This is a genomic window from Lysobacter sp. 05T417, assembly GCF_056396405.1.
Genome location: NZ_JBFTLK010000005.1, coordinates 469,432 through 482,657 on the forward strand (window position 1 = coordinate 469,432; position 13,226 = coordinate 482,657).

Annotated in this window: 7 protein-coding genes; 6 read left to right on the forward strand and 1 reads right to left on the reverse strand. The window is 68.0% G+C overall.

The window, feature by feature from the left end; genetic code table 11:
* Nucleotides 1-90 precede the first annotated feature (90 nt).
* The 6 genes from AC1DER_RS11745 to AC1DER_RS11770 all read left to right on the forward strand — a co-directional run bounded on the left by AC1DER_RS11745 (nucleotide 91) and on the right by AC1DER_RS11770 (nucleotide 11,538).
* Nucleotides 91-2,265, forward strand: coding sequence for an alpha-glucuronidase family glycosyl hydrolase (locus AC1DER_RS11745; RefSeq protein WP_477243767.1), 2,175 nt, complete (start codon nucleotides 91-93; stop codon nucleotides 2,263-2,265).
* A gap of 6 nt (nucleotides 2,266-2,271) precedes the next feature.
* Nucleotides 2,272-4,302 carry a sialate O-acetylesterase gene (locus tag AC1DER_RS11750; RefSeq protein ID WP_477243639.1) on the forward strand — a complete coding sequence of 677 codons (2,031 nt, stop codon included), beginning with the start codon at nucleotides 2,272-2,274 and terminating at the stop codon, nucleotides 4,300-4,302.
* Nucleotides 4,303-4,322: 20 nt separating this feature from the next.
* On the forward strand, nucleotides 4,323-5,582 hold the full coding sequence (gene manD, locus AC1DER_RS11755) for a D-mannonate dehydratase ManD (protein WP_477243637.1): 1,260 nt from the start codon (nucleotides 4,323-4,325) through the stop codon (nucleotides 5,580-5,582).
* A 29-nt stretch (nucleotides 5,583-5,611) separates the two neighbouring features.
* Nucleotides 5,612-7,276: a glycoside hydrolase family 43 protein gene (locus tag AC1DER_RS11760; RefSeq protein ID WP_477243765.1), complete on the forward strand. Its 1,665-nt coding sequence runs from the start codon at nucleotides 5,612-5,614 to the stop codon at nucleotides 7,274-7,276.
* A 29-nt stretch (nucleotides 7,277-7,305) separates the two neighbouring features.
* Nucleotides 7,306-9,954: a glycoside hydrolase family 3 protein gene (locus tag AC1DER_RS11765; RefSeq protein WP_477243763.1), complete on the forward strand. Its 2,649-nt coding sequence runs from the start codon at nucleotides 7,306-7,308 to the stop codon at nucleotides 9,952-9,954.
* A gap of 126 nt (nucleotides 9,955-10,080) precedes the next feature.
* Nucleotides 10,081-11,538: a mannitol dehydrogenase family protein gene (locus AC1DER_RS11770; protein ID WP_477243635.1), complete on the forward strand. Its 1,458-nt coding sequence runs from the start codon at nucleotides 10,081-10,083 to the stop codon at nucleotides 11,536-11,538.
* Between the two features lie 31 nt (nucleotides 11,539-11,569).
* On the opposite strand, the gene AC1DER_RS11775 is transcribed toward AC1DER_RS11770, so the two are convergent.
* The gene (locus AC1DER_RS11775) at nucleotides 11,570-13,201 is read right to left on the reverse strand and encodes an ABC-F family ATP-binding cassette domain-containing protein (protein ID WP_477243633.1); all 1,632 of its coding nucleotides are present in this window, start codon (nucleotides 13,199-13,201) and stop codon (nucleotides 11,570-11,572) included.
* Nucleotides 13,202-13,226: the final 25 nt, after the last annotated feature.

A 13,226-nucleotide genomic window follows, 5' to 3' on the forward strand; every position in this document is an offset into this window, starting at 1 on the left:
ATCGGACAGGGAATGACAGCGAACCACATGGTACCCACAACCGTCCAACGCAGCGACAGCGTACTCCCGAAGCCGGGAGCGCAGGCGTTGCTGCGCCGGGCCGGTCGCCGCCTCGGCCTGGCCGCTGTCGCCATGGTTGCCCTGGTTGCCGCGCTTTCGGCAGCACCTGCCGTGCACGCCGAGGACGGCTACGACCTGTGGCTGCGCTACGTCGCGCTGGCGCCGGAGCAGGCCGCGGTCTATCGCCCGCAGGTCGCGCAACTGGTGATGGCCGGCGATACGCCGACCCGATCGGTGGCCCGTGCCGAACTGCTGCGCGGTCTCGCCGGTCTGCTGGGCAGCGCCCCGGCAGCGTCCGACGCGGCGAGCGCGGACGGAGTGGTAATCGTGGGTACGCCGGCATCGTCGCCACTGATTGCCGCCATGCGCTTGAAGCTGCAGGGACTTGGCCGCGAGGGGTACCTGATCCGCAGCGTCGACGTTGATGGCCACCGCGCCACCGTGATCGCCGCCAATGAAGACGTGGGAGCGCTCTACGGCACGTTCCATTTCCTGCGCCTGATCCAGACGGGCCAGCCGCTGGCGGCGCTGGACCTGCGCCAGGCGCCGCACGTGCAACTGCGCGTGCTCAATCACTGGGACAACCTCGATCGCCACGTCGAGCGTGGTTACGCCGGCGAATCGATCTGGGACTGGCACAAGCTGCCCGATTACCTCGACCCGCGCTACACCGATTACGCCCGCGCCAACGCCTCGATTGGCATCAACGGCACCGTGCTCAACAACGTCAACGCCAACGCGCTCAGCCTGACGCCGATGTACCTGGAGAAGGCGGCGGCGCTGGCCGGCGTGTTCCGGCCGTACGGCATCCGCGTCTACCTGAGTGCGCGCTTCAGCGCGCCGATCGAGATCGGCGGACTGAAGACAGCCGATCCCCTGGATCCGCAGGTGCAGCGCTGGTGGCGCGACAAGGCCGACGAGATCTACCGCTACATCCCCGACTTCGGCGGCTTCCTGGTCAAGGCCAATTCCGAAGGCCAGCCCGGCCCGCAGGATTACGGCCGCACCCACGCCGACGGCGCCAACATGCTTGCCGACGCGGTCAAGCCGCACGGCGGCGTGGTGATGTGGCGCGCGTTCGTCTATTCGCACGAGGAGCCCGACGACCGCGCCAAGCAGGCCTACAGCGAGTTCGTTCCGCTCGATGGCAGGTTCCGCGACAACGTCATCGTCCAGGTCAAGAACGGCGCCATCGATTTCCAGCCGCGCGAGCCGTTCCATCCGCTGTTCGGCGCGATGCCGAAGACGCCGCTGATGATGGAGTTCCAGATCACCAAAGAGTACCTGGGCTTCGCCACCCACCTGGCCTACCTCGGACCGATGTACCAGGAGACGCTGGACGCCGACACGCAGCGCCGTGGCAAGGGTTCGACCGTGGCGAAGGTGGTCGACGGCTCCCTGCACGGCTACAAGCTCACCGGCATGGCCGGCGTGGCCAACATCGGCTCGGACCGCAACTGGAGCGGGTCGCAGTTCGACCAGGCCAACTGGTACGTGTTCGGGCGCATGGCCTGGGACCCGACGCTGAAGGCCGGACCCATCGCCGAAGAATGGGCGCGGATGACCTTCTCCAACGAAAGCGACGTGGTGAAGCCGATCGTCGACATGATGATGGGCTCGCGCGAGGCGGTCGTGGACTACATGACGCCGCTCGGCCTGCATCACCTGATGGGCAATGGCCATCACTACGGCCCCGGTCCCTGGGTGTCCGGTGGTCCGCGCGCCGACTGGACCTCGGTCTACTACCACCGCGCCAACCAGGACGGCATTGGCTTCGACCGCAGCGCCAGCGGCAGCAACGCCGTTGCCCAGTACGCGCCGCCGGTGGCGCGCGAGTTCGGCGATCTCAAGCGCGTGCCGGAGAAATACCTGCTGTGGTTCCACCACGTGCCGTGGGACTACCGCACGCAGTCCGGGCGACCGCTGTGGGACGAGCTGGTGTATCGCTACTCGCACGGCGTCGACACCGTCAGGCAGATGGAACAGACCTGGCAGCGGCTGGACGGCCGCATCGATCCCGAGCGCCATGCCCAGGTCGCCACGTTCCTGTCGATCCAGGAGAAGGAAGCGCAGTGGTGGCGCGACGCCAGCATCGCCTACTTCCAGACGTTCTCGCAGCGCCCGTTGCCGCAGGGCCAGGCCCCGCCTGCGCATTCCCTGGAGTACTACGAAGCGCTTTCCTTTCCATTTGCACCGGGTCACTGAGGCTGCATGAAGACGCCAACGTCATCGATTCGTTCGACCCTGCTTGCAGTCGCCCTGTGCGCCGCCTCGGCAACGTGCGCGGCGCAAAGCGCCAACGCGCACGAACCGCTCCAGGACCGGCCCGGCGCCACCGCATCGGCACCCGTCGCCACGCCGCTGCTGCACGAGATGTTCCAGGACCATGCCGTCCTGCAACGCAATGCGCCGATCCGGGTGTGGGGACAGGCGCAGCCGGGGCAGGCCGTGCAGGTGACGCTGGCGCGCAGGAAAGCCAGCGCCCGTGCCGATGAAAACGGCCGCTGGGTGGCCACGTTGCCGCCGATGGCAGCCGGCGGACCGTACACGCTCAACGCCAGCGCCCAGGGCGGCGCGAAGCAGACCGTCAACGATGTGATGGTCGGCGAAGTCTGGCTGTGCTCGGGCCAGTCGAACATGGTGCTCCAGGTGCACCGGACGCTGGACTCGCGCGCCGAGATCGACGGCTCCGGCAACGACAGCATCCGCATGCTCACCGTCGGCGAGACCGGCAGCGTCACTGAGCTGGAGCATTTCGCCACGCCGGTGAAGTGGCTCAAGGCAGCGCCGGCCACCGTTCCCGATTTCTCCGCCGCCTGCTTCTATTACGCCCGCGAGCTGCAGAAGACCGTCAAGGTGCCGATGGGCCTGGTGACGGCGGCATGGGGCGGATCGCGCATCCAGGCCTGGACCAGCGCCGGGGCATTGCGTGCGTCGGGCCAGTACAACGACGAGCTCGACGTGCTGGCGACCTACGCCAACGACCCGGTCGACGCGGTCGCGAAGTGGGGCGAGGTATGGGGCAAGTGGTGGCGCGGTCGCAAGGACGTACAGGCCGGGGACGAGCCGTGGGCAGACAAATACTCCGCGACCACCGGCTGGCGCAACGCACCGCCGGCGCTCGGCCCGTGGGAGGAGTGGAGCGTGAAGGACCTCGCCGCCTATGACGGCATGGTCTGGTTCCGTACGTCGGTGAACCTCACCGCGGCGCAGGCCGCGCAGGATGCGGTGCTGCTGCTGGGGGCCATCGACGAAGTCGACACCACCTGGGTCAACGGCCGCGGCGTCGGCAGCACCTACGGGCCCGGGTCCGGACGCGAGTACGTGTTGCCGGCAGGACTGCTGCATGCCGGCGAGAACTCGGTGGCCATCAACGTCCTCGACACCTACCGCGCCGGTGGCATGAGCGGTCCAGCTTCTGCGTACGCATTGCGCCTGAAGGACGGCACGACCGTGCCGCTCGACAGCGCATGGAAGTACCGCACGGCCCCGGGCACCGACTCGCCGCCGCGCGCGCCGTGGCAGACCGCCTCGGGCCTGTCGACGCTCTACAACGGCATGATCGCGCCGATCGGCAAGTACGGTTTCCGCGGCATGCTCTGGTACCAGGGCGAGTCCAACACCTTCGAGGCCGACCGTTACGCCGACCTGCTGCGGATGTGGCGCAACGACTGGCGCACGCGCTTCGGCGCCAACCTGCCGGCGCTGATCGTCCAGCTGGCTGGTTACGGCATGCCGAAGACGCAACCGGCGGAAAGTGGTTGGGCCGGACTCCGCGAAGCGCAGCGCATCGTCGCCAACGAGGACGCGCACAGCGGTCTGGCGGTGGCGATCGACATCGGCGACCACTACGACATCCATCCCGCCAACAAGCAGGAGCTGGCGCGCCGGCTCGCACGCGCTGCGCGGCATGTGGTCTATGGCGACAAGCAGCCGCCGTCGGGCCCGGTTCCGGCGTCGGCCAGGCGCGAGGGCGATGCGGTCGCTGTCACGTTCGCCGACGTCACCGATGGCCTGGTCGCCTTTGGCGCCGATGGCCCGATCGGCTTCGAGCTGTGCGGCGCCACGCAGGACAGCTGCCACTACGCCGATGCGCGCATCAGCGGCAACAACGTCACGCTCAGAGCGCCCGCGATCGCGAATGTCACGCGCGTGCGCTACTGCTGGGCCGATGGCCCGGTCTGCACCCTCTTCGATGGCGCCAGCCTGCCGGCCGGCCCGTTCGAGACCCCCATCCAGTAAACGCATCCACCGAGTCGATGATGAGCACGAACCCCCCAACCGAAACCAGCACGCACGGCTCCTCGCGTGACCGCGAGATCGTCGACGCGCGCGTCATCGTCACCTGCCCGGGACGCAACTTCGTCACCCTTCGCATCGAAACCCGCTCCGGCGTCGTCGGCCTGGGCGATGCGACGCTCAATGGCCGCGAACTGGCGGTGGCGTCCTACCTGCAGGACCACCTGGTGCCGAACCTGATCGGCCGCGACGCCGGCCGCATCGAGGACATCTGGCAGTTCTTCTACCGTGGCGCCTACTGGCGCCGCGGGCCGGTGACGATGACCGCGATAGCGGCCGTCGACGTCGCGTTGTGGGACATCCTCGGCAAGATGGCCGGGCTGCCGCTGTACCAGCTGCTCGGCGGCCGCTCGCGCGAAGGCGCCCTGGTCTATGCCCACGCCAACGGCCGCGACATCAGCGAGGCCAGCGAGGAAGTCGGCAAGTACCGCGAGAAAAGTTTCCTCGCCGTGCGCGCGCAATGCGGCGTGCCGGGCGTGAAGAAGGCCTACGGCATCTCCACCGCCGGCAAGCCCTACGAGCCAGCCGAAAGCGAACTGCCCGCCGAGACGGTGTGGTCGACGCCGAAGTACCTGGAAGTGGTGCCGAAGCTGTTCGAGCGCCTGCGCGCCGACCACGGCAACGATGTCGAACTGCTGCACGACGTGCACCACCGCCTCAGCCCGATCGAGGCCGCGCGCCTGGCCCGCGATGTCGAGCCGTACCGGCTGTTCTGGCTCGAGGACGCCACGCCTGCCGAGAACCAGAAGTCGTTCGAGCTGATCCGCCAGCACTCGGTCACGCCGCTGGCGGTGGGCGAAGTGTTCAACTCGATCTGGGACTGCAAGCACCTGATCGAGAACCAGCTGATCGACTACATCCGCACCACGATCGTGCATGGCGGCGGCATCACCCATATCCGCCGCCTGGCCGACTTCGCCGGGCTGCACCAGGTGCGCACGGGGTTCCATGGCGCCACCGACCTGTCGCCGGTGTGCATGGGCGCGGCCCTGCATTTCGACACCTGGGTCCCCAATTTCGGCATCCAGGAGTACATGTTCCACTCCGACGAAGCCAATGAGGTCTTCCCGCACGACTATGTGTTCCGGGACGGTCGCCTGCACGTCGGCGACACGCCGGGCCACGGCGTCACCATCGACGAGAAGCTGGCCGCGCGCTATCCGTACCAGCCCAAGCAACTGCCGATCGCGCGCCTGGAAGACGGCTCGATGTGGGACTGGTGATGGCGATGCGACGGCTGCTCTGCGCACGGATGCCCTCACTGCTGTGCCCGCTGCTGCTGGCGCTGTCGGCGGCACCCCTGCATGCGGGCGAACCGGTGCTGTTCGACTGGTTCCAGTACAGCGGCCACGACGCCACGTTCGAGCAGCCGTTGCCGGCGGGCAGCTACCGCAATCCGGTGCTCGCCGGGTTCCACCCTGATCCGGCCGTGGTGCGCGCGGGCGACCGCTACTACCTGGTCAACTCGAGCTTCGCCTACTTCCCGGGCATCCCGGTGTTCGAGAGCCGCGACCTGGTGCACTGGCAGCAGGTGGGCAACGCCATCGAGCGGCCGTCGCAGCTGGACTTCGATGGCCTGGGCATGTCGCGTGGCGTGTTCGCGCCGACGATCTCGTACCACGACGGCACCTTCTACGTCGTCAACACCGCGGTCGACAACGGCGGCAATTTCCTGGTGACCGCGAAGAACCCGGCCGGGCCGTGGTCGGATCCGGTCTGGCTGAAGGACATCGACGGCATCGATCCGTCGCTGTTCTTCGATCGCGACGGCAAGGCCTACCTGCTCAACAACGGTGAGCCGGAGGGCAAGCCGCGTTACGACGGCCATCGCGCGATCTGGATGCAGCAGTTCGATCTGGCGCAACGCAAGCCGGTCGGTCCGCGCAAGGTGCTGATCGATGGCGGCGTGGACCCGTCGAAGAACCCGATCTGGATCGAAGGCCCGCATGTGTACCAGCGCGAAGGCTGGTACTACCTGGTCTGCGCCGAGGGCGGCACCGGGCCGGATCATTCGCAGGTGGTGCTGCGCAGCCGTTCGGTGTGGGGGCCATACGCGCCGTACGAGCACAACCCGATCCTGACCCAGCGCGATCTCGATCCCGGCCGTGCGAACCCGATCACCAATGCCGGCCACGCCGACCTGGTCGAAGGCCTCGATGGCAGCTGGTGGGCGATCTTCCTCGCCAGCCGCAACTACGGTGGCGTGCACTACAACACCGGCCGCGAGACCTATCTGCTGCCGGTGACGTGGAAAGACGGCTGGCCGACGATCCTGGAACACGGTCGCGCGATACCGCAGGTGCTGGCAGGTCCTGCCTTCATCGATCGCAAGGCCACGCAGGCGCCGATGACCGGCAACTTCACCTGGCGCGACGAGTTCGACAAGCCGGCGCTCGACCGCGCGTGGATGCAGCTGCGCGTGCCGAAGCAGCCGTGGGCCGATCTCACGGCGCAGCGCGGGAAGCTGGCGATCCATCCGCTGGCGGAAGGCCTGGACACGCTGCGAAATCCCTCGTTCCTTGCCCGCAGGCAGCAGCATCTGGCCTTCGAGGCAAGCACCTCGCTGACGGTGCCGACGGAGGCGGGGACCGAGGCAGGCATCGCCGCATTCCAGAACGAGCGCTACTGGTACTTCCTTGGGGTGCGTCGCCGTGGCGCCGGTTTGCAGGTGTTCCTGCAGCGCAGCAGCGCCGGCGAGGCCAGCACCGTCGCCACGGCCAGCATTGCCGATGAGAAGACCCTGAAACTGAAGATCACCGCTGACGCTGGCGCCTACTCGTTCGGCTTCGATGCCGACGGCAAGGGCTGGCAGTGGCTGCGGCGCGATGACGACGGAACCATCCTCAGCACCGATGTCGCCGGCGGATTCGTCGGCGCGGTGGTGGGGCCCTATGCGCGCACGGAGACGGACCAATGAACAACCTGCGTAGTCGCCACCTGGCCGTGATGTCGGCACTGGCATTGCTCGTCACCAGCGCGCAGGCGCTTGGCGCGCCACCGGCCGCCGCATCCCCGGCCTACCTCGACCTCGATCGCAGCTTCGAGGAGCGCGCCGCCGATCTGGTCTCGCACATGACCCTCGACGAGAAGGCCGCGCAGATGCAGAACGCGGCGCCGGCCATCGACCGCCTGGGAGTCCCGGCCTACGACTGGTGGAACGAGGCGCTGCACGGCGTCGCGCGCGCAGGCGCGGCGACGGTGTTTCCGCAGGCGATCGGCATGGCGGCGACCTTCGATGTGCCGCTGATGGGCGAGGTCTCCAGCGCCATCAGCGACGAGGCGCGCGCCAAGCACCACGAGTTCGTGCGCCAGGGCCAGCACGGCCGCTACCAGGGCCTGACCTTCTGGTCGCCCAACATCAACATCTTCCGCGACCCGCGCTGGGGCCGCGGCCAGGAGACCTACGGCGAAGACCCCTACCTCACCTCGCGCATGGGCGTGGCATTCGTGAAGGGCCTGCAGGGCGACGACCCGAAGTACCGCAAGCTCGACGCCACCGCCAAGCACTTCGCCGTGCACAGCGGTCCGGAGGCCGATCGCCACACCTTCGATGCGCGCCCGAGCCAGCGCGACCTGTACGAGACCTACCTGCCCGCGTTCGAAGCGCTGGTGAAGGAAGGCCAGGTCGATGCGGTGATGGGCGCCTACAACCGCGTCTACGGCGAGTCCGCCAGCGCCAGCAAGTTCCTGCTGCAGGACACGCTGCGCGGGCAGTGGGGCTTCAAGGGCTACGTCGTCTCCGACTGCTGGGCCATCGTCGACATCTGGAAGCACCACAAGATCGTCGCCACGCCCGAGGAGGCCGCGGCGCTGGCCGTGAAGAACGGCACGCAGCTCGACTGCGGCGACACCTACATGCCGTCGCTGCCGGTCGCGGTAAAGAAGGGCCTGATCAGCGAGGCCGAGATCGACCATGCGCTGACGATGCTGTTCACGGCGCGGATGCGCCTGGGCATGTTCGATCCGCCGGAAAAGGTCCGCTGGGCCGGCATCCCGTATTCGGTGAACCAGTCGCCCGCGCACGACGCGCTGTCGCGCAAGGTGGCACAGGAGTCGATCGTGCTGCTGAAGAACGACGGCGTGCTGCCGCTTTCGCGCGATACCAGGCGCATCGCGGTGGTCGGTCCGACCGCTGACGACACGATGGCGTTGCTCGGCAACTACTACGGCACGCCCGCCGCACCGGTGACGATCCTGCAGGGCATCCGCGAGGCCGCGCCCAACGCGCAGGTCGTGCATGCGCGTGGCGTCGACCTGGTCGAAGGTCGCGACGACCCGGCGGCGACGCCGCTGATCGAACCGCAGTACCTGCGCCCGGAAAAAGGCTCGACCGAGCGCGGCCTGCGCGGCGAGTACTTCCGCAGCAAGGACCTGTCCGGCACGCCGGCACTGGTCCGCGTCGATTCGCAGATCGGGTTCCGCTGGGACCGCGGTTCGCCGACCGACAACCTGATGGCACGCGGTGAAGCCCACGGCGGCCAGTCTGTACCGTCGGACAACTTCAGCATCCGCTGGAGCGGCCAGCTGCTGCCGCCGGTGTCGGGCACCTACCAGCTCGAAGCCGCCGCCAACGACGGCTTCCGACTGTACCTGGACGGCAAGCTGCTGCTTGACCACTGGGATGCCACCGACCGCTTGCGCGCCGACAATACCAGCGTGAAGCTGGAGGCCGGCCGAAGCTACGACCTCAAGCTGGAGTACTTCGACGGCGAGCGCGACGCCGGCGTGCGCCTCGCATGGCGCATGCCTGGCGCGAAGCCGCCATTCGAGGAAGCCGTGCAGGCGGCGCGCGATTCCGACGTGGTGATCTTCGTCGGCGGACTCACCGGCGATGTGGAAGGCGAGGAAATGACGGTCAGCTACCCGGGCTTTGCCGGTGGCGACCGCACCGACATGCGCCTGCCCGCAACGCAGCGCAAGCTGCTCGAGGCGGTGCACGCGACCGGCAAGCCGGTGGTGATGGTGCTCACGGCCGGTTCGGCGGTGTCAGTCGATTGGGCCAAACAGAATGTGCCGGCGATCGTGTTCGCCTGGTACCCGGGTCAGCGCGGCGGCAACGCGGTGGCGGACGTGCTGTTTGGCGACGCGAATCCCGCCGGGCGCCTGCCGGTGACGTTCTACAAGGCCGACGAAAAGCTGCCGGCATTCGACGATTACGCAATGCAGGGGCGTACCTACCGCTACTTCGCGGGCGAGCCGCTGTATCCGTTCGGTCACGGACTGTCGTACACGACGTTCGCCTATTCCGACCTGCAACTCGATCGCACCAAGGCGGGTCCGCAGCAGCCGGTGACGGCGAAGTTGAAGGTGCGCAACAGCGGCAAGCGTGCCGGCGACGAGGTCGTGCAGCTGTACCTGCACGCGGTCGATTCGAAGCAGGCGCGTGCGCGCAAGGAGCTGCGCGGCTTCCAGCGCGTGACGCTGCAGCCGGGCGAGGAGCGGGTACTGACGTTTGTCATCCATCCGATGGCCGACCTGCGTTATTACGACGAGGGCAAGAAGGCTTACGCGGTGGACCCGGGTGCCTACGAGGTCCAGGTCGGTGCGTCGAGCGAGGACATCCGGGCGACCGGGAAGCTGAGCATCACGAAGTAGGCATCACCGACACCGTCATTCCCGCGAAGGCGGGAATCCATGGACGTCGAGGACGCAACAGCAACGTCCCTGGATCCCCGCCTTCGCGGGGATGACGGGATCGGATTTTCATCGAAGGAAGTACTGATGCCGCACCGCTTGAACCAGGCCGCCCTTGCCACCTTGCCGGCGGACGTCGTGCGCCCCGCGTACGACCGCGCCGGCACGCGCATCGGCATTGTCCATATCGGCGTTGGCGCGTTCCATCGCGCCCACCAGGCCGTCTACCTGGACGATGTGCTGGCGAGGGAGCCGGACTGGGCGATCTGCGGCGTCAGCCTCAACAGTCCCGATGTCCGCGATGCATTGCAGCCGCAGGACGGCCTGTACACGCTGGCGCTGCTCGGCGAGAAGCCCTCGCTGCGCGTGATCGGTTCGATCCGCGAACTGCTGTTCGCGCGCGAGCAGCGCGACCAGGTGCTCGCTCGCCTGGCTGATCCGCTGGTGCGCATCGTCACCCTGACCATTACCGAAAAGGGCTACTGCCTGTCTGGCAGCGAGCTTGATCTTGCCCATCCCGAGATCGTTCACGACCTGGCCAACCCGGACGCACCCACCGGCGCGATCGGCTACATCGTCGCCGGCCTGGCCGCGCGGCGACGACTGCGCCTGCCACCGTTCACCGTGCTGAGCTGCGACAACCTGCCCGAGAACGGACGCAAGCTCGGCCGCGCGGTGGTGCAGTTCGCGCGGCAGATCGATCCCGATCTGGCGCGATGGATCGAAGCCGAGGTCGCGTTCCCGTGCTCGATGGTCGACAGCATCACCCCCGCAACTGACGGTGCCCTGCGCGCGCGCGTCGCGGACCAGCTCGGCTGCACCGATGCCTGGCCGGTGCAGCGCGAGGCTTACACGCAATGGGTGGTGGAGGACAGCTTCTGCAATGGCCGGCCTGATCTCGAACGCGTGGGCGTGACCCTGAGCGGCGAGATCGCCGGGTACGACAAGGCCAAGCTGCGCCTGCTCAATGCGCCGCACTCGGCCCTGGCCTACCTGGGCGCACTGATGGAGATCGATACGGTTGCCCAGGCCATGGCCACGCCGGTGCTGGCCGGCTTCGTCGAGCGCCTGATGCACGACGGCATCGTGCCGAACGTCAAGGCGCCCGCGGGTTTCAACGCCGGTGCTTACGTCGAGGCGATCCTGGCGCGCTTCCGCAATCCGGCGATCCAGCATCGCCTGCTGCAGATCGCGTGGGACGGCTCGCAGAAGTTGCCGGTGCGACTGCTCGGCACCATCAGCGATGCGCTCGCCGCAGGTCGCCCGATCGACCTGCTGTGCCTGCCGGTGGCGGCATGGATGCAGTTCGTGCGGCGGCAGGCGCGCAATGGCGTCGCGATGGTCGACCCGATGGCGGATGCCCTGGTCGACGTCGGTCGCAAGACCACCGGCGACCCGGAAAGCGATGTCGCTCTCTTCCTGACGCTGGACGCCGTGTTTGCGCCGCTGTCGGGCGACAGGCGCTTCGTCGACGCGGTGCGCGAGGCGTACGCCCGACTAGGCGACGGAACGCCCTCGGCGGTGTGGCGCGCGCTGTCGGACTGATCCGGCGACAGCACGCCGGGCCATCGCGGGTTCACGCGATCCATGACTGTGGCCACGGCGTCAGGTTCCAGCCTTCCGGCCCCGCGTGCAGGCGTGCGTCGAGGCCCAGGCGGTCGAGGAAGGTCTCGTCATGAGATGCCACCACGATCGCGCCGGGGTACTGCACCAGTACCCGCTCCAACGCTTCAATCGATGGCAGATCGAGGTGGTTGGTGGGCTCATCGAGCAACAGCAACTGCGCGGGAGTATCGCCGTACAGCGCACAGGCCAGTGCGGCCTTCAGCCGCTGTCCGCCGCTGAGCAGGCGATCGGGCGTCAGCGCCATGTCGGCGGTCAGGCCCAGCAATGCCAGGCGCGTGCGAAGGTCGGACTGCGAAGCCATCGGGTTGGCCGCCATCAGCAGCTGCAGTGGCGTGGCATCGTCCGACGTCATCTCCAGTTGCTGGGACAAGTAGGCGACTGGAACGTGCACACTGCACTGGCCCGCAAGCGGCGCCAGCCATCCGGCCAGCACCTTCAGCAGGGTCGACTTGCCACTGCCGTTGCGCCCGACCAGCCCGATACGCTGGCAGCCAACGACATCCAGATCGAGCGGAAACGCGCCGGCCGCGCCGTGCGGCAGCAGCAGCTGCTCGATGCGCGCAGCCCGGCGCTGCGACGCGGCCGCCGGCATCGGCGCGAACAGCGCGATGGCGGCATCGTCATCGACACGTTCGGCGGCCTGGCGGACGCTTTCTGCCAGTGTGTCGGTGCGCGCTGCGTGCTGGTGCTGCAGCTTTCCCGCACTAGCCTGGCTCCATTGCCTGAGACCGCCCAGCAGGATCTTCGCCTGATTGGCCTCGCGCGCCTGCTGCGATGCCCGCGCCAGCCGGTGCTCCTGCCGCTCGCGTTGCTCGCGCATCTCGATCTCGCCGCGCTTGCGCTCCAGCTTGCGGCGCTCGAGCTCGCGCGCAGCGTGTTCCCGCTCCTGCGTTCGCTGGCGGGCATAGAGCGAATAACCCCCCGCGTAGTCCCGAAGGCCGGACGGCGACAGCTCGAGGATGCGCTCCATCGATTCCAGCAGTTCGCGATCGTGGCTGATCACCAGCAGACCGCCGCGCCACTGCTGCAGCTTGGCCAGCAGCATCGCGCGTTGCTCACGATCCAGATGGTTGCTGGGTTCGTCGAGCACGAGGAAATCGGCGGGCGACAGCCAGGCGCCCATCAGCGCGACGCGGGTCAGTTCACCGCCACTCAGCGTCGCGGCGAGCTGCCCGGGTTGAAGGTGTCCGAGGCCGTGCGCTTCCAGCTCGGCGGTCAGTCGCTGGCGAATGTCCCATCCCTCGCCGACGATGTCGAAATCGTACGGGTCGGTTGAGCCGGTCTCGATGCGGGCGAGGGCATCGAGCCGCGATTGCACCCCGGCCACCGCCGCCACGCTCGCGTCGGCGCCGGACAGGATCTGCTGCGGCAGGTAGTGGACGGATCCCGCGTGCAGGCATTGGCCGCTGCCCGGCGCCAGGTGGCCGGCGATGATGCGGGCGAGCACGCTCTTGCCGACACCGTTGCGTCCGACCAGGCCAGTGCGGCGCTGGTCGAAGCGGGCATCGAGATCGGTGAACACGATCCTGCCGTCGGGCAGGGAAAATGCGACGCGCTCAAGCGCGAGCAGGGTATTCGTCATGCGGACTCCAGGGGATGCCTGAAAC